Origin of the sequence: Nocardia africana NBRC 100379 (assembly GCF_001612635.1) — a bacterium.
Classification (GTDB): Bacteria; Actinomycetota; Actinomycetes; order Mycobacteriales; family Mycobacteriaceae; genus Nocardia; species Nocardia africana.
On the sequence record NZ_BDAV01000035.1, the window covers coordinates 1 to 19,797 of the forward strand.

The 19,797-nt window shown below is 68.1% G+C and carries 21 protein-coding genes and 1 pseudogene; 3 read left to right on the forward strand and 19 right to left on the reverse strand.

All coding sequences use genetic code 11. From position 1 onward, the window contains the following. Positions 1 to 443: 443 nt before the first annotated feature. Both NA3_RS34415 and ssb read right to left on the reverse strand, forming a co-directional pair. A complete protein-coding gene (locus NA3_RS34415) occupies positions 444 to 1,886 on the reverse strand; it encodes a hypothetical protein (RefSeq protein ID WP_062968998.1) in 1,443 nt (480 codons plus the stop codon). A gap of 410 nt (positions 1,887 to 2,296) precedes the next feature. After that, positions 2,297 to 3,001, reverse strand: coding sequence for a single-stranded DNA-binding protein (gene ssb, locus NA3_RS34420; RefSeq protein WP_308189475.1), 705 nt, complete (start codon positions 2,999 to 3,001; stop codon positions 2,297 to 2,299). Between ssb and NA3_RS34425 the strand changes: the two genes are divergently transcribed. From NA3_RS34425 to NA3_RS34435, 3 genes are all read left to right on the forward strand, one after another. After that, positions 2,993 to 4,051, forward strand: coding sequence for a tyrosine-type recombinase/integrase (locus tag NA3_RS34425; protein ID WP_227994938.1), 1,059 nt, complete (start codon positions 2,993 to 2,995; stop codon positions 4,049 to 4,051). The two genes, ssb and NA3_RS34425, sit on opposite strands and share 9 nt — an antisense overlap. Before the next feature lie 22 nt (positions 4,052 to 4,073). Then, positions 4,074 to 4,373 (forward strand): helix-turn-helix domain-containing protein, encoded by a 300-nt coding sequence (locus NA3_RS34430; protein WP_369801626.1) that lies wholly within the window; start codon positions 4,074 to 4,076, stop codon positions 4,371 to 4,373. A gap of 392 nt (positions 4,374 to 4,765) precedes the next feature. After that, entirely contained in the window at positions 4,766 to 6,067 is a 1,302-nt protein-coding gene (locus NA3_RS34435; protein WP_051757258.1) for a site-specific integrase, read from the forward strand. A 45-nt stretch (positions 6,068 to 6,112) separates the two neighbouring features. On the opposite strand, the gene NA3_RS34440 is transcribed toward NA3_RS34435, so the two are convergent. From NA3_RS34440 to NA3_RS34510, 17 genes and pseudogenes are all read right to left on the reverse strand, one after another. Beyond that, entirely contained in the window at positions 6,113 to 6,628 is a 516-nt protein-coding gene (locus tag NA3_RS34440; RefSeq protein WP_030518553.1) for a single-stranded DNA-binding protein, read from the reverse strand. Between the two features lie 142 nt (positions 6,629 to 6,770). Further along, positions 6,771 to 6,860 (reverse strand): annotated as a pseudogene (locus NA3_RS39560) (single-stranded DNA-binding protein); the annotation flags it as partial. Between the two features lie 82 nt (positions 6,861 to 6,942). Then, complete coding sequence (locus NA3_RS34445; protein ID WP_062969004.1) at positions 6,943 to 8,634, reverse strand: ParB/RepB/Spo0J family partition protein; 1,692 nt, start codon at positions 8,632 to 8,634, stop codon at positions 6,943 to 6,945. A 95-nt stretch (positions 8,635 to 8,729) separates the two neighbouring features. Next, positions 8,730 to 8,969, reverse strand: a complete 240-nt coding sequence (locus tag NA3_RS34450) for a hypothetical protein (RefSeq protein ID WP_062969006.1) — start codon at positions 8,967 to 8,969, stop codon at positions 8,730 to 8,732. A 56-nt stretch (positions 8,970 to 9,025) separates the two neighbouring features. Next, the gene (locus tag NA3_RS34455) at positions 9,026 to 10,066 is read right to left on the reverse strand and encodes a DUF4192 domain-containing protein (RefSeq protein WP_082976422.1); all 1,041 of its coding nucleotides are present in this window, start codon (positions 10,064 to 10,066) and stop codon (positions 9,026 to 9,028) included. An 84-nt stretch (positions 10,067 to 10,150) separates the two neighbouring features. Next, positions 10,151 to 11,023: a DNA-processing protein DprA gene (locus NA3_RS34460; RefSeq protein ID WP_062969010.1), complete on the reverse strand. Its 873-nt coding sequence runs from the start codon at positions 11,021 to 11,023 to the stop codon at positions 10,151 to 10,153. Next, on the reverse strand, positions 11,020 to 11,949 hold the full coding sequence (locus NA3_RS34465) for a DNA-processing protein DprA (RefSeq protein ID WP_062969011.1): 930 nt from the start codon (positions 11,947 to 11,949) through the stop codon (positions 11,020 to 11,022). The genes NA3_RS34460 and NA3_RS34465 overlap by 4 nt, the downstream gene beginning before the upstream one ends. A gap of 475 nt (positions 11,950 to 12,424) precedes the next feature. Then, positions 12,425 to 12,685 (reverse strand): TIGR04338 family metallohydrolase, encoded by a 261-nt coding sequence (locus tag NA3_RS39400; RefSeq protein ID WP_369689788.1) that lies wholly within the window; start codon positions 12,683 to 12,685, stop codon positions 12,425 to 12,427. Beyond that, entirely contained in the window at positions 12,642 to 12,944 is a 303-nt protein-coding gene (locus NA3_RS39405; RefSeq protein WP_369689789.1) for a hypothetical protein, read from the reverse strand. Before NA3_RS39405 ends, NA3_RS39400 begins: the two co-directional genes overlap by 44 nt. After that, positions 12,941 to 13,708 (reverse strand): DUF2786 domain-containing protein, encoded by a 768-nt coding sequence (locus NA3_RS34475; RefSeq protein ID WP_369829554.1) that lies wholly within the window; start codon positions 13,706 to 13,708, stop codon positions 12,941 to 12,943. The genes NA3_RS39405 and NA3_RS34475 overlap by 4 nt, the downstream gene beginning before the upstream one ends. Further along, entirely contained in the window at positions 13,705 to 14,382 is a 678-nt protein-coding gene (locus NA3_RS34480; RefSeq protein WP_062969015.1) for a hypothetical protein, read from the reverse strand. The genes NA3_RS34475 and NA3_RS34480 overlap by 4 nt, the downstream gene beginning before the upstream one ends. 173 nt (positions 14,383 to 14,555) lie before the next feature. Further along, the gene (locus tag NA3_RS34485) at positions 14,556 to 14,804 is read right to left on the reverse strand and encodes a hypothetical protein (RefSeq protein ID WP_064908559.1); all 249 of its coding nucleotides are present in this window, start codon (positions 14,802 to 14,804) and stop codon (positions 14,556 to 14,558) included. 82 nt (positions 14,805 to 14,886) lie between these two features. Beyond that, positions 14,887 to 15,645 (reverse strand): class II glutamine amidotransferase domain-containing protein, encoded by a 759-nt coding sequence (locus NA3_RS34490; protein WP_062969019.1) that lies wholly within the window; start codon positions 15,643 to 15,645, stop codon positions 14,887 to 14,889. Beyond that, positions 15,633 to 16,850, reverse strand: coding sequence for a hypothetical protein (locus NA3_RS34495; RefSeq protein ID WP_062969021.1), 1,218 nt, complete (start codon positions 16,848 to 16,850; stop codon positions 15,633 to 15,635). Before NA3_RS34495 ends, NA3_RS34490 begins: the two co-directional genes overlap by 13 nt. A 142-nt stretch (positions 16,851 to 16,992) precedes the next feature. Beyond that, on the reverse strand, positions 16,993 to 17,742 hold the full coding sequence (locus NA3_RS34500) for a class II glutamine amidotransferase (RefSeq protein WP_062969023.1): 750 nt from the start codon (positions 17,740 to 17,742) through the stop codon (positions 16,993 to 16,995). Beyond that, positions 17,730 to 18,698, reverse strand: a complete 969-nt coding sequence (locus tag NA3_RS34505) for a hypothetical protein (protein ID WP_227994952.1) — start codon at positions 18,696 to 18,698, stop codon at positions 17,730 to 17,732. Before NA3_RS34505 ends, NA3_RS34500 begins: the two co-directional genes overlap by 13 nt. Positions 18,699 to 19,049: 351 nt before the next feature. Next, a complete protein-coding gene (locus tag NA3_RS34510; protein ID WP_062969025.1) occupies positions 19,050 to 19,625 on the reverse strand; it encodes a hypothetical protein in 576 nt (191 codons plus the stop codon). Between the last annotated feature and the right edge of the window lie 172 nt (positions 19,626 to 19,797).

The following is a 19,797-nucleotide window of genomic DNA, read 5'->3' on the forward strand; positions in this document are numbered from 1 at the left end:
GGATTCCTCGATGCATGAGGTCTGCTATGGGTGAGTGAGTGTGTGGGGGGTGAGGGGATATGGGGGATATGGGGTTATGGGTGTGAGGGGATATGTGGTGTGGGGGTGATGTGCTGTGGGGGTGATGTGCTGTGGGTGTGGGTGTGGTGATGGGGCCTGCGGGCTGGTTGCCGCAGGCCCCATGCTGACGCAAGCGAGCGGAACGGCCTGGCGGTCGCGCGTCGCAATCGGGTTAGTCGTGCGGGCGCTGGTCGTCGCGCGTCTCGCGGGTGCCGGGGCCCGTCATGAGCGGGTGGCCAGCCAGTGCAAGGCCGATGAGAAGGCCGACGATGAAAATGAGCAGGTCGTGCACGCGAAACTCCTTGCAGGGACCGGTGGGTGGTGGCCGGTCCGTCGCGGGTGGGGCGTCACCGTGACGGACCGGAGCGCGACACTCGCCCGTGTCAGGCGGCGACGGTCTGGCGGGTGGGTGGAGTGACGAGGCCGAGCCAGACGCGGCACTCGGTGCAGAACCCGTCGTCGTGGATGGCGCGGATGCGGGTGCATCCCTCGCAGCGGGCGTGCCGCTGCCCCGCACCGGTCACCGGGCCGCGTCGGCGGCGTGTCCCAGGCTTCGCCTGGGCGGCACCGGTTTCCGTGTCGGCCTCCGGACCGGCGGCCTGCTCGGCGTGTGCGGGGTGGGACACGAACTCGTCGATGATGGTGGTCAGCCAGCGCGGTGCCCGTCGGCGTGTCTCAGCGAGCAGTGCGGGTGCGGCGGCCGGGTAGGTGGTGGTGAGGAACCGGCAGTAGGTGCGGGCGAGGTCGGTGGCGGTGAACCCGGCGGGCAGTTCGCGCAGGCGCGGTGTGCGGTCGTCGCTGCGGCAGTAGTCGCACAGGCCGTCGTCGCTGCGTAACCGGGCGCCGTCGTTGTGGATGGGGTGCTGGTCGACGGTGGAGCGTTCGATGAAGCAGGCGACGCAGCGCCACCCGGAGATCGGCGTCATGGCCTCGCGGGTGTAGTCGACACTGTTGCCCTGGAACGGCAACTCCGGCCGCAGATCTCCACGCACACCGGTGCGGGTATCGGCGTAGGCGAGCGCCTCCTCATGCGAGACGCGACGGGAGCGCTCGGCGGACGCGGCGGCGTGGGTGTGCTGTTCGGCGACGTGGTGCACGAACTCGAGATCCCACCGCGCCCGCACATCGTCATCGCTGCGCGGCTGCGCGCCCTGGACGCGCACCGACGAGGACGGCGCGGTTTCGGCGAGCAGCCCGAGGTCGCGGAACCGCTGCTCGCTGGCGCGGCTACGCGCGATCTCACCGGCCATGGTGTCGCGGTGCATTGTGTCGGCGACGTAGGCGGTGACCACGTCGGGTTCGATGAGGGCGGGGCGGCGCTTGCCGCGGGCACGGACACGCGCGGTGATCTGCTCGGGTGTCATGCGTGACTTGTCGGTCTGCCGTGACGGCGCGAGGAAGAGCTGGGCGGGAGGGTTGCGCCACAACCGGAACGAGGTCCGCTCGGTCTCAGCGGCAGTGAGCGGGGCATAGTCGCGGAAGGCTTCGTCATCGACGCTGCTGCCGCCTGTGCGGGCGCGCTGTTCGAGGAGCGCGATCCGTTCGGCACGCTCGCGCACATACAGGCCGGGGTCGGTGTCGGGCAGCAGCCGCGCCAGTAGTGCGCGTTTGGGTTCGTCGTCGCGGAACGCGGCTTCCAGGCGCAGCAGCGCGCTGCGGTACGGATAGAGAGTAAAGGCGTCGACCATGGCGTCGAGCACGTCACGCTCACCGGGGGTGGCATGTGTGAGCGCGGCGGTGAAGGTGCGGCGCGCGGCGCGGCGGTCGCTGGTGATGGCGTAGTCGAGGTGGGCGATGGCATCGAGGAAGGCGCTGATTTCGGTCACGAGAGTTCGTCCTGTCGTCAATCGAGAGGTGGGCGAGCACCCGCTGGGACCGGTACGGTCCCGGATCGACCATGCGGGTGTCGGGCCGGTCGCGGTGACCAGCCGAGGGCGCGAGAACCGGGGCGGGAGGCGACGCGCGGGTTGGGGCGGAACGCGCCGGGGCGTGCGCGGGCGAATTCCCGCGCACATCACCCCCGCCCGGCGGGAGTACGTGGGGTCGGCGCGCCGGGGAATTCGTGCGCGCCGGGCGCGGGCCGTCACGCGCGGCGGGGCCCGCCCTGGTAGCCCTCGGATGGCTGGTCACCACGACCGGCCAGACCCGCGCCCCCACAACGCAACTCACCCCGCCCGGAACCGACGGTTCCGAACGGGGTGAGCGAGCCGAGCAAGTGGAATAGAGAGGCAGTGCGTTAGAACGGGGGAGCGTCGTCGCCGAATCCCGCGGCGGCTCCGGCCATGGCCGGCTCCCGCCACGGATCCTCACCACCTGAAGCGGAAGCAGTTGGTTGGTCGAATCCTGTGCTGGTGTCTGTGTCGGGGTTGCCGAATCCGTCGCGGTGCGTGGTTACCGCGCGTCGGGTCCGCGGGCCGCCTGATCCGTTTGCGGTGGCGCGGGTGACTGTCGCGGTGGCGTAGCGCAGGGAGGCGCCGACCTCGTCGACGTCGAGTTCGACGACGGTGCGTTTGTCGCCCTCGCGGGTGGTGAACGAGCGCTGCTTGAGTCGCCCCATGACGATGACACGCGCACCGCGCGACAGCGATTCGGCGAGATTTTCCGCGGCCTGGCGCCACAGATTGCAGCGCAGGAACAGCGGATCGCCGTCCTTCCACTCACCGGCGTCGCGGTCGAAGTACCGCGGTGTCGAGGCGACGGTGAAATTGACGACCGCCGCGCCGGCTATCGCAACTGCCGTGGGTTGGTCGGCGTCTCCTTTCTGCTGTTCATGTGATGGTCCAGGCCAGCGCGGGTTCGTGCGGACCTGGTCGAAGTTCGATGGTTGGTCGGAAATCTCGACGGTTCTCTGGTATTTATGACCGGTGAGCTTCGTCAGTGAACCCGTGGCGGTGCCGGGGTGGTGAGACTTGCCGCGGTTCGGGATTCGGGCGTGGTCCAACGGTTGGTGTTGCCGCAGGAGCTCGATGACTTCGAGCAGGAGCTGGTGGATCAGTATGCGTTGGCGTTCGCGGCGGCTGGTGTCACCGACGACCACATTGCTCAGGAACGGTCGGTGATCTTCGCGTTCATCTGGGCTCTGGGCCGGTATGTGTGGACCGCGCAGCCGCAGGATGTGGATCGGTTCCTGGAACAGCAGCGCCGCGACAAAGACCTTGCCCGCAGCACGGTGCATAGCAAGGCGGGGACGCTGGCGCGGTTCTTCGATTTCTTGATCAGCCGGTATCAGGGTGAGATCCACAGTCTGACAGGTCATCTCGTGGTTCAGCCGGTCGATGAGTTCAATCGTCCGATCAAGGCGGATTACGGCGGTGTGATCCGAGTGCCGCCCAGCGAGGACGAGGTGGATGGGTTGTTCCGCCGATGGCGCGAGGCGTTGCCGGAGGCACGGAAGTTCCTGCCCGCTGCCCGTGACTATCTCGCGGCGTCGTTGTGGCGGCGCGTTGGTCTGCGGATCAATGAGACCGTTCATCTGGATATCCGTGATTGGCGTCAGGATCTGGGCCAGCACGGCAAGCTGCATGTGCGGTTCGGCAAGGGCAGTATGGGCCGTGGGCCCAAGGCGCGGCTGGTGCCGACGATCAACGCCGCGGGCGAATTGTTGGAGTGGTGGCTGACCGACATTCGTCACCAGTTCGGCGACGACTGGATGGATCCGGACGCGCCGTTGCTGCCGAGTGAGCGCCGGGACCGAGATCTTGGGCGCTGCCGTCGGGTTGGTGACGACGCTCTGCGCAGCGGTTTGGCCGGCGCGGTGAATCGGTGGCTGCCTGCGTGGGAGGGGCGGTTGACCCCGCACGGGCTCCGGCATTTCTGTGCGTCGTCGATGTATGCGCGTGGCGTGGATATGAAGGCGATTCAGGAGTTGCTGGGGCACGAATGGTTGTCGACGACGACCCGATATATCCATGTTCACGATGAGCATGTCGAGACCGCGTGGGCGAACGCGAACGAGCGCGTCGCGTCGCGGCTGATCACCGGGACGGAGTGAGCGGATGCGGTGGAACCTGCGGATGAAAGCAGCAGAGCAGGGTATCTGGAAGTCGACCGAGTTGCGGCGCCTGCTGGCCGAGGCGGGTCTGGAGATCAGTGCCGGAAAGATGTCGGCGTTGTGGACCGGTGCCCCGACCACGATCAGGCTCGACGACCTCGACGTGATCTGTCACGTGCTGGGCTGCGAGGCCAATGATCTGCTGATCCGGGAGCCGGACAAGGTGGCTGCGCGCAGACCGCGCAAGGCCGCCGACAACAGTGCCGGCGTAACGGCGATCACGCCGCGTCTGGGACGGAACCGGACACTGCCACCGGCATGAAACCACCGAGAACGTGTGTCGGGTGCGGGCAGCGGCCCGTGGCCACGCCCAGAGATCAGCACTGTTATCGATGCATGCCCGGTGGGCCGTTCGCGCCGTTGCCTTGCCGCAAGTGCGGCTCGACGCGCGACTACTACTCCGCCGGACTGTGTCAGCGCTGCCATCGATTTGCTCCGCCGGTGATCGACAGCTGCATGGACTGCCTCGGCTGGGGCGTGAGCGGCCATTCGAGGTGGTTGTGTGAAGGCTGCCGGGCACTGCGGCGACGATTCCCAGTGCCGAAGCCGTGTGGTTCGTGCGGACGCGTGATCGCGGTGAACGCCGAAGGGTTCTGCCGCTTGTGCTCTCGGCAGGCCGTTGGGGAACGTCCGCATGGCATCGGGCTCAGCGTCGTGGAGGCGAACCGACACGGCCAGCAATTGTTCCTGGCTGGCCTGTTCTGGGGTATGCGCCGGCCGATCACATCGAAAACCCCTGAGCGGCTGTGTAGTCGCCAGTACCCGGTCGCCTATCGGCAACTGGCGTTGATCGACCTGCCGCGGGACCTGGTCGCAGGGCGCGCGCACGGGTTCGCCGATCCACCGGATCCGGTGCTGGCCCAGCAACTCGACGAGGTGGCCGTGGAACACGCTCGCAGGCATGGGTGGAGCAAGACTCGGTTGGTCGAGGCCCGCAAGGGCATCCGGATCCTGCAAGCGCTGCAGGACACCCCCGGCGCTGCGATCAAGGCCAGCGAAGTCACTCGCCTGGATCAGATTTCGCTGGCGGTGCAACCGATTCGGGAGATTCTCGCGACAGCGGGAATGCTCGATGACGATCGGGAACCCAGTGTGCTCGCGTGGTTCGCACGCCAGATCGAGGGCCTTCCCGAACCGATGCGCAACGAAATGTCCCTATGGTTCGAGGTGTTGCGCGTGGGCACTACTACGGCGCCGCGGTTCCGTCCTCGAACAGAAACCACGGTGCGCGGGCGGATCCATCACGCCATGCCCGCCGTGCACGGGTGGGCCGCGGCCGGGCACGAGTCGCTGCGGGAGATCACCCGCGATCACATCAAGGCGGCCCTGCCTGACAGTGGCAGCCAGCGAGCACTGGTCGGTCAGGCCTTGCGATCGCTGTTCGGTGTGCTCAAAGCGCACCGCCTTGTGTTCGCCAATCCGACAACGCATTTCCGCACCGGTAAACCTGAAACCCGTGTGCCGCTACCGGTCCCAGTCACACAATTGCGTGCCGCGCTCGTCTCCGAGGATCCGGCGCGCGCCGTTATCGCCGCGCTCGTTGGTTTCCATGGTCTGCGCAGTACCCAACTCCGGTCGCTACTGCTGACCGATATCCGCGACGGACGCGTCTATTTGCTGGATCGGACGATCCTGCTGGCACCGCCAGTGCGTGAGCGGGTGGCGACTTGGCTGGATCGTCGTGCTGCCCGCTGGCCCGACAGCGTGAACCCGCACCTGCTGATCAACACGAGAAGCGGTGTCCGGACCGGACCGGTCAGCCGCAACTGGATCAATGGAGTCCTCGGCATGGCATGTCAATCCGTGCGTGAGGACCGGATCCTCTACGAAGCCATCACCACCGGCGGCGACGTCCGCCGACTGTGTGACCTGTTCGGACTGAGCGTGAAAGGCGCTGAACGCTATACCGACACCGTCAATCACCCCGATCTCGACGGCAGCCCCGGCTCGCCATGACCTGCTCCACGCCACCAACGGCCGGAGCAGCGCAACCGACTCGACTCAGAACGGCGGCTCGTCGCTACTTCCGCCGCCGAACCCTGCGGCAGCACCAGCGAATGCCTGGCCAGCGTCACCCGCCGCCCACGGATCGTCCCCACCAGTGCTGCCGAAACCGTTACCGTTGCTGCCACCACCGTTGCCGCGGTCGTTGCGGTTGACTCGAGTGACCTGAGCTGTCGCGTACCGCAGTGAGGGACCCAACTCGTCGACGTCGAGTTCGGTGACCGTGCGTTTCTCGCCCTCGCGGGTCTCGAAGGAGCGCTGCTTGAGACGTCCACTCACAATCACACGCGAGCCCCTGGTCAAGCTCTCCGCGGCATTTTCCGCAGCTTCTCGCCAAATATTGCAACGCAGGAACAGTGCACCGCCGTCTTTCCATTCGTTCGTATTACGGTCGAACATACGGGGAGTCGAAGCGACGGTGAAGTTGGCCACCGCCACCCCCGAGGGCGTAAATCTGAGCTCAGGCGAGGCAACCAGATTACCGATGACAGTGATGACCGTATCTCCGGACATGATGATTCTCCTCAAAGTCGTTGTCGTGTAGGGGATCCCTGACTAGGCAGACGGACCTGATCCGTCGGTTCGCCGAACCGACGGCGCGGATAGCTGCAGGAACGCGCCCGGCGCTTCAGTTCCGTGCAGAGGACCCTTCGGAATTCATGAACCCACCGGAAACGGGAGTGAACCGAAGCTCGGGCGCCTCGGTCAGATTTCCTACGACGGTCAAGACCGTGTCACCAGCCATAAGACGTTCTCCTCAATCAGTGAACGGGAGCGGATTGCATGCAGGACCGGCCCTGCCACAGTGCGACAGGGCCGGGTTCCGGTTATTTGTCGATGGGGATGTCGCGGTAGTCGATGTCGCCCGCGGCGGCCTGTTCGACCTCGACCAACGCGAAATCATCATCGGGACCGGCAATGTCGGCCAGCAGGTGCAGATACCGGGACGTGGCCTGCGAGCGGGTGCGCCACAAGCTCTTGTCCAGCGTGGCCTCGCGGGTCGCCAGCACCATGCCCAGTGCGAGCACCCAGGCCCGGTTCACCGACGCCGAACCGATCACTTTCACCAGTTCCTCGGTCGAGAACCCGATACCGAGCAGCTTGGTCACCAACTGCAACGCACCCGGCGCCAGATTCCGCGCCAAATATTCGGCCACGAAATGCGCAGCCTGCGCCGGTGGTTTGGTGCGCTGCAAGTACGTGGAGAGGAAGTCCTCGCGACGCTCGGCCGCGGCCACGCCCCGCTTGTTCAGCTCCCGCACCCGGCGCCGCGCCAGCCGCGATTGTTCCCGCGCCTCCGCCGCGCGTTCGGCGGCGGCCAGAGCCTCCTGCGGGTCGGCGGCCTGCGCAACAGCCAGCCGTAGTCCGGCGGTGTCGAGCTGGTCGGCGGGCAGGTAGTAGGCCGGGATCCAGCGGTCGCGCCAGGCCAGCCCGTCCGAGCGGCGCAACCCGTCACCGGGTTCGGTGTCGGGGTCGTTTTGGGTGTCCCAGTCGACGGTGTCGGGATCGACGAGCGCGCCGGTGGCGGTGTCGACCAGCTCCCCGTTTTCCTCGACCTCGACCCACACCAGCCACCGCGCCGGCTCGGCGTACACGTCGTCGTCGGTGAGCGGTTCGCCGTCGGAGCGGACGAGGTCGGTGACGGCCAGGTATCCGTCGTCGGCGCCGGGTTCGTCGGTGAGGATCCCGAATCCGTAAGCGGCATACGGCAGTGACGCGTGCAGACGTCGCCGGGTTTCGTCGCGGTCCGCGGCGATCGCGTTGGCCGTGTAGCCGAAGTTGTAGCGGGAGGCGGAGGTCAGTTTCTCGACGGCGTCGGTGTCGCCGAGGTTGTCGTATTCGGCGATTACGGCGAGCTGATCGAGGCTGTACTGTCCGTCGTCGATCAGCGTGCGTCCGGCTTGCGACCGTCCGACTGCGGCGAGCTTGCGGACCTCGGCGCGTTTGGCCTTCTGCAGCCCCCGCGCGATCCGGGTGGGTGAGGCACCCAGATCCATCATGAGCGCGACACCGGCGGCGTAGTCGGCCTGCGTCAACGGGATCCGTCGCTCGTTGAGATTGATCTGCACCATCGTGCGATCGATGCGCCGCTGCTTGATATCGATCTCGGTAGGCGCCTCGGTGATCCACACCGGCACCGGGGTGACACCGACGGCCTGGGCGATCAACACTCGCACCTGGCCATCGATCACATGCACCGACCCGTCGGGTTCGCGTTCGGCCAACACCGGTGCGGTGACGCCGAACTCGCGGATCGAGGCGGCCTGCTTGGGGTGCTGGTCGACGTCGAAGTCCTTGCGCACATTTTCCGCGATCACCAACTCCCGCGGATCCATATACGCCGCAGTCGCGTTCGGCGGAATTAGCGCCCGGTCGTCGGTGGCCTCGTCGCCGGTGTCGGTAGGCGCGGGCTGCGAGTCAGGGTGCTCGTCGGCAGCCTGATCGCCGGTCGCGGTGGACGTAGTGGAGTCGGCGTCGGGTTCGATGTCGGGGACGACGGTGAGGGCGGTCGAACTCAATGGGACCTCCTATGAGATGACGAACGGCGCGGCCCCATCGGTTGAATGACGGTGTGGCTGCGCCGGTCTGGACGGTGAACCGGAATGGGTGTGGTTCAGGCAGCTGCCTGGCTCGAGGTGCGGGTGACGTTGATCGGGTGCAGGCGCAGCACGCCGTGCTCGTCGTCGAGGTAGGCCCAGTGGCGGCCCCGCCACCCGGGGTGCTCGCCGCGCCAGCGGTCGGCGACGGCGGAATCCATCTCGGCGAGGGTGGCGGTCGCGCCGGCGGCGCCACGGTGTTCGAGTCGATCGAATTCCGCGCGGGACAGGGTCGGGACAGAGTTCGCGGACGGCATGAACGGTGACCTTTCTGATCGGGACGAAACGAGGAGACGAGAAAGAGCGATGCTGGTCAGTGGTGGAGATCGACGCCGAGGGCGTCGGCGATGTCGTGCGCGTAGGTGACGACCGCGCCGAGTCGGGGCGGGGACGTGCCGTCTCGCAACGCGGCGTCGAGGGAGCGGGCGAACCGGTGTTGTGGGTCGGCGGCCAGGGCCGCGTCCAGCGCGATCGAGGCCAGCACTCCATTGCCTCGGTGATAGGCCGAGAACGCCAGCAGAGCCGCGGGGTGGGCGCGGTCGGGATCGGGCAGGCTGCGGGTGAGCAGCGCCCACAACCGTTCAGCCGCGTCGACGCGGGCAGTGCCGACCAGCCCGAGCATGCAATGGCGCACGGCGGCCGTGCGTAAGGCCACCGCGAGCGCGGCCATATCCGCCGGAGTCAGCGCCGAACCTGCCGCCAGCGTGTCAATGTGTTCGATCACCATGGCGACGGTGTCGGTGATCTCGCCGGACGCGCGCTGCGTGCGGAGGCTGGCGACCTCAGGGAGCAGTGCGCGGACCTGGTCGGCCACCCCCGGGTCGGGCTCGATCAGGCGGGCCAGTTCCTCGCGTGACCGGTGGATCGGATGTCCCGCGACGACGACGGTGGCGGCGAGCGCCGATGCGTCGGGGTCGGGTACGACGCCGGACTCGGTGGCATCGGGCAGGCTCCACCACGGCGCGCCTGCTTCGATCACGCGGGTCGCCCACGCCGACGCGAGAACAACACCGCGTGTGGTGAGGGCACGGTCGAGGATGTCGAGGATGTGGGTGTGCCCGCTGTGCGGTGCGGGTGCTGGTTGCGCGGTGCTGTCGACGACGAGAGCCAATACCGCCGACGCGTTTTCGTTCGCGGCGAGGTCGGCCAATTGCGTGACGACGGTGGTGAGCCGGCTGTCGCTGATGGGGAGGTCGTGGCGGGCGACGACTTTGATGCATACCTCGTCGGCGGGAGGGCGGCGTTCGAGAAGCGCCACGACCAATGAATCGACGGGGTAGAAGCCGAGCAGGGCCGGCACGGCGGCAATGAATTCACCCGGGGCAGACATGCGTAGCGTCGTCGGCTGAGTCATGAGCAGGTCCCTTCACTGGACAACGAATCGGAGACGGCCGACACAGCTGCCTGAGGCGCGGACAGCCAGGTCGGCGGGCCGCGGTCAGCTCAGGATGTGGTGGATGTCGTGGCCGCTGATGGTCAGTCGTGCGCGGCCGGTGGCGATCAACTCGTGCGGCAGCGCGGTGGTCGCGCTGGTCACCGGCCCTGGCACCGCGAACACCGGAACCCGGTGGCGCACAGCGTGCGCGGCGATCGTGGCGGGTTCACCGCCTGGTGTGGACTCGATGATGAGTACTGCCCGCGACAGCGCGGCCAGCAGGCGAGCCTGGGCGCGGCGGCGTGCCCGGGTCACACCCGTGCCGGGCGGATATTCGGAGACCAGAAGTCCGCTGGTGGCGATGGTGTCGAGTAGTCCGGAATGTCCGGGCGGGTGAGCGACGTCGATCCCGGCCGCGAGAACCGCGACTGGACTGCCGTGCGCGGCCAGGGCGGCTTTGTGCGCGATGGCGGCGACGCCGTATGCGCTGCCCGCCACGGCATTCCAGCCCAAGGCGGTGAGTTCGGCGGCGATCCGGACGGTGACGGTGCGGCCGTATCCGGTCGCCGCGCGCGAGCCGGTGACGGTGATGGCCCGCTCGGTGAGGGTGTCGAGGCGGGCGGGGCCGCGCAGGTAGAGCGCGAACGGGGCGGATTGTGGGGCGCGGTCCAGCCGCGCCAGCCGCGGCCATGGCCATTCGGCGTCGTCGCGAGTGATCAGCCGCGCTCCGAGTTCGTCGAGACGGTCGACGTCGCGGCGCGCGTGCTCCTCGAGAGCGGAAGGGATCGCGAAACCGGCGTGTCCGCAGCGGATCCGGTCCGCTATCTCGCTGGTGGGTCCGGACTGGCACAGCGGCTGCGTTCCGCGCGCGTTGTGGGTGAGCGCGCGGGCGACGAGTGCACGGTCCAACAGGTCGGAGGTGATAACGTCGGTCACGACGCTGGTCCCGCGCCGAGGTCGGTGACGATGTCGAGTGCCTCGCGTCCGCTGGCCGCCAGGTGCGCGGTGCGTTCACGCAGTAGCTGGTGGCATCCGGCGGAGGTAGCCGAGTAGATCGGTCCGGGAACCGCGGCGATGCGGCGGTGCAGTCGATGGGCCCACGACGCGGTGTCAAGGCTTCCCGACCGCGCACCGGCCTCGCAGATCACCAGGCCCGTGGAGAGCGCCGCCACGAGCCGATTGCGCTCGAGGAAGCGGGTTTTGGTCGGCACGGAGCCGGGCGGATACTCCGACACGATCAGCCCGCGGTCCGCGAGCCGATCGAACAGCCGGGTGTTGCCGGCCGGGCGGGCGCGGTCGATCCCGGCGGCCACGACCGCGATGGTGGGTGCCGACAACAGCAGTGCTGCCTGGTGGGCGGCGGTATCGATGCCGAACCCCGCGCTGCTGAGGACCCGCCAGCCGCGGTCGGCGAAGTAGGTCGCCATATCGTGGGCCACGTGGATGCCGTAGTCGGAGGCAGCCCGCGACCCCGTCACCGCCACGGTGCGATCAACCGACACCGTCAGCGGCAGCGGGCCGCGCACCCACAACGCCACCGGGGCACGAACATTCGCGCGTTCGAGGTCGGCGACCGCGGCCGTCGGCCAATCGGGATCCTCAGGCGTTACCAACATCGCGTCGACTGCGGCGGCGCGATCGAGATCCGCCACCGCCTGCTCGCCCACATCTGAGGGGATCTGGAACAGTTCGTGTTCGATGCACAACCGATCAGCGACGTCCTCGACATCGGTGTCGGCCAGAAGGGTCGACACCGCAAGGGAATTGGTCAACGCGGCGCGAGCGGCGACGGCCCACGCGAGCCGCCGCCGCGAGGTCAACGGCGCCAAGCGTTCGTCAAAGACATGGTCGGAAGCCGACACGGTGATCCTCCTGAGGAAAGAGTCGAGGGTGGAGTCGAGCAGCGCCGGACTCGAGCGCTAGACGTAGCTCTGTCGCCCGCGGGCGTGCAGGAGAGCCAGATGGGGCTCGATGCCGCGACGGCGCACACGACTCCGCCCGGCGCATGGGTGTTCGCGAGGGGAGAGGCATGTGGAGTAGCGCCGCACGGGCGGGAGTCAGCCCCGTCGAGGAAGGCGCTGTCGATGCAGGCGAGGTGAGAAGAACGGGCGCGTCCGGAGGGGTGGAACTACGCCCGTTCTCGCCCCCTTTCGTCCCAGCAACCGTGTGTGAGTCCACCGTGACGACGAAAGGGGTTGCATCGGGGAAGGGGACGGTGCGAGCCACCCGTGTGTCCCCTCGATCCCCCGATCCCATCGCGAATCCTAAACGCCGGCGTCCCGTCGCGGCGGTGGGTGAGCGAACCGCATTGGAAATATTCGTGTCACAGGTCGCGGGCTAGGTGAGGCGGGCTCCGGTGTCGTGGAGCAGGGTGCGCATCAGCCATCCAGCTTCGGCGCCGACGACGGTGTCGAGGACATCGCAGAACACGCGGCAGAACTCGGGGCCGTGCCCAGCGGGGCGGGGTTGCAGGTGGTGGGCCAGCTCGTGCAGCACCAGCAGTTCTCGCACGGCACGCTCGCGGAGCGGGACTGCGATCGTGGCGGTGGCGGGCTCATAGTGTGCGTAGCGGCTGCCACGCCGCGCACGCACCCGCACTGGTACCGCGGCGTGCGGGTAGCGGGCCCGTATAGAGGGCAACGGCCGCGGCGGGCGCCACCAACGTCAGAACGGCGTCGAGGTATGCGCTCACGGATTCGACTGTGCCCATGCGTCTTTCGATCGGCACGCTGATCTGGGAGCCGAACAGTTCGACGGTGCGCCCGGCAGTGTGGTCGGCGAGATCGAACATCGCACGCAGCCGGTGCTCGGCGTCGTAGACCTTGCGGCGTTGCCTGTCGCGTGGCCGTGCGGTCACGACGGCAAACCCTTACGGGGTCCGTCGATGTGGCCGAGGTCGTGTAGGCGGGCGCGTTGTCCGTCGCGGTCGCCGGCGTCGGCGGCGGCCGGTGCGTGGCCCGTGGCTCGCCGGTGACCGGCCCAGGTGCCTTTCGCGGCCGAGTGTGCGGTGTAGTAGTCGCGCAGCTCGATGTCTTTGTCCCGCAACGCCAACGCTGTGCCTGGTGCCGCCGGTGCGTCGGTGGCGAGGGCGTCGGCGCGGGCGCGGTCGCGGTCGGCGGGCAGGCGTTGTCCGACGCGGGCGGCGAAGGCGCGCTGGTAGGCCAGGCGTGCGGTGACACCGGCGACCGGGTGGCGTTGGTGGGCCGCGGAGTGCAGGTAGGCGCGTGAGCCGCGCACCATCTGGGCGAGCAGATGGGTGTAGAGCAGTTGGGTGGTGTCTATGTCGGTGCCGAGGCCGAAGGCGATCACCCAGGTCGAATTGTGGGCGGCGTCGACGCGGACGTCGTTGGCGTGGGCGATGGCCGCGAACAACGCCACGTAGGTGGCCAGCCCCTTGGTGCCCTTGGCTCCGATCTCGATGCGCCGCATGCCCGGCATCGGTCGGGCACGGCCGCGGTCGGCGGCCGCCGCGCGCGCGACAGCCAGGTCGATGGAATGCTGGGTCGCCAGCTGCTGGGCACGGGACAGGAATGCCTCGGCCTCGTGCGGGTTGTCGGTGCCCTCCGCCTGGCGCATCAACGCACCGATACGGGTGAGCAACTTGTCCGATCCGGTCATCATTCACCGTCCTCGGTGAACAGGGTGCGGGTGGCGATGATCGCGGCCAGCAGATCCAACGGCTGCTCCCCGGTGTCGGTGGGTGCGGCGTCGCGGACCTTTCGGAGTTTGCGCAGCCGCGAGGCAGGGCGCAGTTCGACACCGAACCTGTCCATCCCGTGCTCGCCGCCGGGCGCTCGGATCAGGGTGTAATCCTCGATCGCGATCCACGCCTCGTACCACGCTTCGGCCGGGTGGCCCTCACGCCGGCCTTCGCCGGGATCCGGAGTCGGTGGCGCCCAGAGGCGGCAGGTGCACTCCGGGTCGCCGCACGGGCGGCGGCTGGGATGGCGGTTATAGTGATCGATCTGGCCGGCCAGCATGGGGCATGTCCGTTTCGAGTAGAGGCCGCACTCGGGGTGCAGAGCGGGTTCTGGGCCGATGCCGCGCAGGTAGTCCTGCGGCCTGATGTAGACCACGACCCAGGGACCGTCGAGACGCTGTCCGCACACTTGACACAGGCTGTGCAGCCAGATCTGTTGCAGCCGCGCCGGGTTCACCGCGCCCCACACCGGTTTGCCGGGGTCGCGGTGGGTCATCGTGATGTAGGGCACGACCATGCCCGCCGAGACCGGCGCCTCGGCCAGACGCTGCGGAACTGGAACCAGGCCGGCGGGGGCGCCGGGAGAGTCGGGCATCGGGTACCTCCATTCGGATCGAAAAAAGGGGGGAGGAGCAAATGAGGAGCGGCGGGCGTGTTGCGGTGAGTCGGGCCGGCTGGCCGAGAGCATCGTCGTTGCCTTGCGGTCCCTGTCCGTGGCCACGACAGCTACTGAGGCAGCGCCCGGGATAGGCAGCACATCAACGCCTTTCAGCTCGCCGAGCCTGGAGAAGTGAACGCACGCAGTGCGCGAGAGGCGGCGCGCACGAGCTTTTCCCGACGCTGGTAGTCGGCGACGGCGTGGTTGAGCAGATCCAGGGGCTCACCGCCGACGACCGTGGCCATTGCGTGCGCGACACCGAGCGCATGCCGCGCCGAGGCGATGTACGGTTCGAGCGCGTCGAGCAACACAGTGACGGTGTCGTCGCGACTCAACGGTTGTGCGGTGGACGCGCACACGGGCACAGCTCCTCTCATGACCGATGCGGGCGCGCCTGCGGAGTGGTGGCGGGCGCGCGAGGTGATCGGGGGCCGGGCAGGTTCAGTGGGTTGGCAGGCCGAACAGGTCGGCGTAGCGGTCCGTGCCGTCGAATTGCGGACACGCGCAGCGGGGGAAGGGGTGGGCGCAGTCGGCGCAGTAGCCGCAGTATCCACAGTGGGGGCCGAAGGGATCGCCTTCGAATTCGCCGCAGTGTTCGCAGAAGCCGATGTAGTCGGTGTCGGCGCTGGCCCATTCGCGCATCAGGTAGCTGTCGTTGGAGTACCAGGTGCCGCCGACCCAGTGCCCGTGGCGTTCGTTGAAGATGTAGGCGGGGTATTTGTAGGCGGGATCGGTGGTCAAGATGACGACCTTGTTACCGGTGAGCCAGTGCTCGAACCGGTCGCGCCCGGCCCAGCTGTCCAGCGACCCGAACGGGTTGGTGGGCAGGAAATCCTCGGCCGCGATCCGGGTATCCGAGCGCGTGTCGCCGGCGGCGGGGTGCACGGTGGGAGGCAGGACCCCGTTGTGGGCGAGTACCGTTCGTGGATCGCCGCCGACGGGGAAGGGGTGGCAGTTGCTGGTGTCGCGGTCGCCGTGGGTGGCGTAGCGGGAGTGGAACAACGCCGGACCACCGGGGTGCTTCGCCCGCTGTCGGGCGAATTCGTCGATCACCTCGTCGCTGTTCATGCCGTGGCCGACGAGGATGGCCTCGCCGGTGTGGATGGCGTAGCCGTGGCCGTGCGGGTTGGCCAGCGCGCCGCCGTGCAGGGCGTCGAGGTCGGGAGCTTGGCCGGGTTTGTAGTAAGTCAGGATGCACACGCGAGGGCCTCCAATTCGTCGGTCAGGCAGCGGTATTCGGGGCGGGCGGCCAGCCACGCGGTGAACGCGGTCCATTCCCAGCCGCGGCGGCGGGCGATATCGGCGGCTGAGAGGGTGCGGGTGTATTCGACGGAGGCGTCGGCGAAGGCGAGCGCCGCTTGCACCTCGCGCGTGTGCAGAGAGCTGGCGAACACCCGCAGCTCGAAGGTGTCCTCGGGGCACACATTGATTGCCCGGTATCGGAGCGCGCCTCCGGTTTCACCCTTGGCGTGGGCGGCGGCGTTGGCGCGGGCACCGGGGTCGAATACGGCCCACTGCTCGGAGTCGCGGCGCGCCAGCACTTTGATGTGGGATTCGTTGCGGTAGACGAACTTCAACCACCGGTAGGTGTGCGCGGGAGAGGAGAATCCGGCGCGGGAGACGTGCACGTGGATGCCGATGCTGGTATCGGTGTAGGCACCCAGCATCCGCAACCGATGCAGCAGCGACCACGGAAAATGTTGGCGCGCATACTTATACGACATCGGGTGGGTGACGATCTCGTATCCGCACGGCTGGATGCTTCCATCCTCTTTGAGGTATCCGAGGTCGCTGAGCCGGTCGATGGCGAGCTCGGCCGCGTCGTCGAAAACGTCTCGGGGGGTTTTGATTTCGAGTTCCAGCCCGAGGTAGAGCGGTCCGGTGCCGTGGAATTCGGGTTCGGGTTTGTAGCTGTAGGAGTGGACGCCGCGGTGGTCGGGCTGTTGGTTGGCGCAGGTGTCGCAGTAGTCTTCCCAGCAGCGGATGAGGATGTCGCAGCCGGCGCAGCGGTGGTAGTCGGCGTCCTCGCAGCGCCCGCACACATCGGCCCCGGATTCGGTTTCGTTGAGCCCGTCGGCGCGTGAGCCGCAGTCGTCGCACACCAGGTAGCTGTCGGAGCAGTCGTCACAGACTTCGCCATGGCCGATGACACGGACCAGGTCGCTGTCGAAGCGGTCGCAATCGCGGCACCGGCGCCAGCCGATCGAGCATTCCGTGCACACGTCGGTGCCGCGCACGGTGGAGCGGCGCTCCCGTGCAGGTGTGGCGCAGTCGTCGCAGGGGTCGAGCCGGTCGGCGCACGCCCGGCACAGATGATCACCCTCGACGGTGGTGACGGTCGTGTTGTCGTCGATCGGGTGCGAACAGTCCTCACACCGCCGATCGGTGAGCGTGGATGCGGGCATACGGATTCACGTCCTTCCAGAAAAGTTGGGGGACAGACGACGGCGCCCCGCTCCGGGCCGTTGAATCGGCTTGAAGCGGGGCGCGAGAGGAAAGCGGTGCCAAGTGGCTCGAGTCGAGCAGTCCTGGCGGGTCGGGTCGGGTCTAGCTGGATGCGGGGCCCGCGGTTGGAGCTGGCGGGGTCGGGGTGGGCAGGCAGGTGCAGTGGGAGAGGACGTGGTGGCAGCCGAAGCACCAGCCGCAGGTGCGGCAGTGGCGGCTGGTGCGTTCGAGATCGCGGTCGAGGCAGTACCCGCACACCGTCGGGCGCCGGGCCGGCCACCGCAGTTCGGGCGGCAGGTAGGAGCGGTTGGAATACCAGATCCCGCCCACCCACAGCCCGGCGCGCTCCCCGAACATGTAGGCGGAGTGGGCGTAGGCGGGGTCGACGGTCAAGATCACCAGCTTGCTCGTCCCCAACCAGCCGGCCAGTCCGCGTGCTCCGGCGGCGGTGTCGATCGGCCCGAACGGTTGAGTGGGCAGGTAGTCCTCGGCCGCGATCCGGGTATCTGAGCGCCGGTCGTACGCGCGCGGATGCACCCGCTTGGGTAAAGTCCCGTTGTGCGCCAGCACTGTTCGTGCGTCGCCGCCGAGCTGGAAGGGATGGCAGTTGGCCAGGTCGATCGCGCCGCGGGTGGCGTAGCGGGAGTGGAACAACGCCGGACCGTCGGGGTGTTCGGCGCGGGTGCGGGCGAAGGTGGCGATGACGGTGTGGGCGTTCATGCCGTGCCCGGTGACGATGTGGCCGTCGGCGACGATCGCGAAGCCGTGTCCGTCGGGGTTCGCGTCGGCTCCGAACCGCAGCGCGCTTGTGTCGATCGCGGCGCCGGCGGGGTAGTAGGTCAGCAGGCACATTGCAGGCTCTCCATTTCCGCGGCCAGGGGCTGGTAGTCGGGGCGGGTGGTGACCCAGGTGGCGAAGCGGGCCCAGTCCCAGGCGCCGGCGCGGATGTCGGCGACTCGCAGGCTGCGGGTGTAGTCGATGGAGGCGGCGGTGAACGCGAGCGCGGCTTGCACCTGTTGCACATCCAGAGAGCTGGCGAACACCCGCACCTCCAAGGTGTTGCGCGGCAGGGGGTTGATCGCCTGGTACCGCTCCAACCCCAGCGCGTGCTGGGGGCCCTTGGCGGTGTGACGGGCACGGGCGCGCGCGGCGCTGTCGAACTGGGCGTAATGAGTGCGTCGGCGCGCCAGGCGGGTGACCGCTTCTTCGTTGCGGTACAACAGTTTCAGCCACCGATACACATGCGCCGGGTTGTCGAACCCCGCCCGGCTCGCGTGTACGTGCAGCCCCACCGACGCGTCGGCCTCGCACCCGAGCCGATGCAGCTGGTCGAGCAGCGGCCAGGGAAACGCGTCGATCGCGTACCGGTAGGACATCGGGTGGCTGACGAGCTCGAATCCACACGGCCTGATGGAAGAGTCCTTCTTCAAGTACCCGAGGTTGCCGAGGTGGTCGGTGGCGAGGGTGGCGCAGGTGTCGAAGCGGTGTTCGGGGACGATGATTTCCAGCTCGAGCCCGAGGTAGAGGGGGCCGGTGCCGTGGAAGCGGGGGTCGGGGCGGTAGGTGTAGTTCCACACCTTCCCGCGGTGGGTGCAGGCCTCGCACCGGTGTCCGGGTTGGACAAGGGTGCCGCAGTCGGGGCAGGCGGGGAAGCGGCTGGCGCAGCGGGGGCAGGCGCGGTGCCCGCCGGAGATGTAGTGGCTGTCGGCACTGAACCGCCCGCAGCTGAAACACGCGGCGAACAACGCGCCCGCGCACCGCGCGCACACGAGTTGATCGGTGTCGGTGCGCAAGTGCGGGCCGGTCAACCGTCGGCATGACACACACCCCGCCCATCCGGTCAGGCAGTGCGCACACAACTGCGACTCCTCAGCAGTGTGAGTCAGCCGCACTGACGGGGTGCGGCAGTAGTCGCATCGGGGCAGTTGCTGCCAACACGACTCGCACACAGCGGCATTCGCGATGCACAGCTCCGTATCGGATGTCGTGCCGTCGCAGACCGCGCACGGCGGGCCCAGGATCGGATCGGTCATGAACGCACACACCCTCCACAACAGAAAAGCGCCGGCCGACTGGGGAGTCGACCGGCGCGGGACAGAGACAGGGACAGGGCAAGCAAGGAGCAACGGGGAGCGCCCGATGGGGCCTGCGAGCTTCGCTCAGGCGGCCAGGCTTGGACGGGCGTATTCGCAGTCGTCGGCCGGTTGCCCGTGGTGGCGGCCCGGGCAGTCGATAGACCCCAGGACGCGATCGGCGACGGACAGGCGGGTGCGTGTCTCGGCTTCGAGATCGTCGATGCGGGATTTTGCGATCGCTTCGTAGTGTTCGTGTGAATCGGTCACCGATTCCACGTGAGGGAATCCGGCCTGGATCCACATGCGCACGTAGAGGCCGAAGGCGGCCGTGTTGAGCGGGGCCTTCTGGCTGGCCTGCATGACCGCGAGCGCGACCTCGGCCGCGGTCCCGGACACCGGAGACAAGCCTGCGGCGACGCGGTCGAGCAGTTCGCGGCAGTGCGCCCGGTACACGAATTCCTGGCGCATCCGCTCATGGGTCGGCATCAACAGCGCGAACGAGTGGTAGAGGGTGTTGCGGTGGCGCGGATGGCGTCGTTGCGCGCGGGCGATTTCGTCCTCGGCCCAGTCGATCTGCTCGAACACCGGCTCGAGATCGGACAGACACCGAGACACCACCGACGCGACATCAGCGACCTCGTCGAGCTGGCTTTCGGTCACAGGGACTCCTTTCGACAACAGGGGCAGCGCAGAAGACAGAGACGAGGGCAACGCGAGCTAACGGCTGACGTCGCCTCTGACCGCGTTGCTACGGACGCGGCGGCGCCGGATGGCCGGGGTTGGGCGTATCGTTGAGGTGCGAGGCGCGGGTTGATCTCACCCAGAATTTGGT

Coding starts and splice junctions, on each gene's coding strand:
- NA3_RS34480 (WP_062969015.1), bottom strand. CDS start 14,382: ATGCCCGACTCTCCCGGCGCCCCCGCCGGCCTGGTTCCAGTTCCGCAG.
- NA3_RS34450 (WP_062969006.1), bottom strand. CDS start 8,969: ATGCCGTCCGCGAACTCTGTCCCGACCCTGTCCCGCGCGGAATTCGAT.
- NA3_RS34440 (WP_030518553.1), bottom strand. CDS start 6,628: ATGTCCGGAGATACGGTCATCACTGTCATCGGTAATCTGGTTGCCTCG.
- NA3_RS34475 (WP_369829554.1), bottom strand. CDS start 13,708: ATGATGACCGGATCGGACAAGTTGCTCACCCGTATCGGTGCGTTGATG.
- NA3_RS34500 (WP_062969023.1), bottom strand. CDS start 17,742: ATGTGCCTGCTGACCTACTACCCCGCCGGCGCCGCGATCGACACAAGC.
- NA3_RS34430 (WP_369801626.1), top strand. CDS start 4,074: ATGAAAGCAGCAGAGCAGGGTATCTGGAAGTCGACCGAGTTGCGGCGC.
- NA3_RS34495 (WP_062969021.1), bottom strand. CDS start 16,850: ATGCCCGCATCCACGCTCACCGATCGGCGGTGTGAGGACTGTTCGCAC.
- NA3_RS34455 (WP_082976422.1), bottom strand. CDS start 10,066: ATGACTCAGCCGACGACGCTACGCATGTCTGCCCCGGGTGAATTCATT.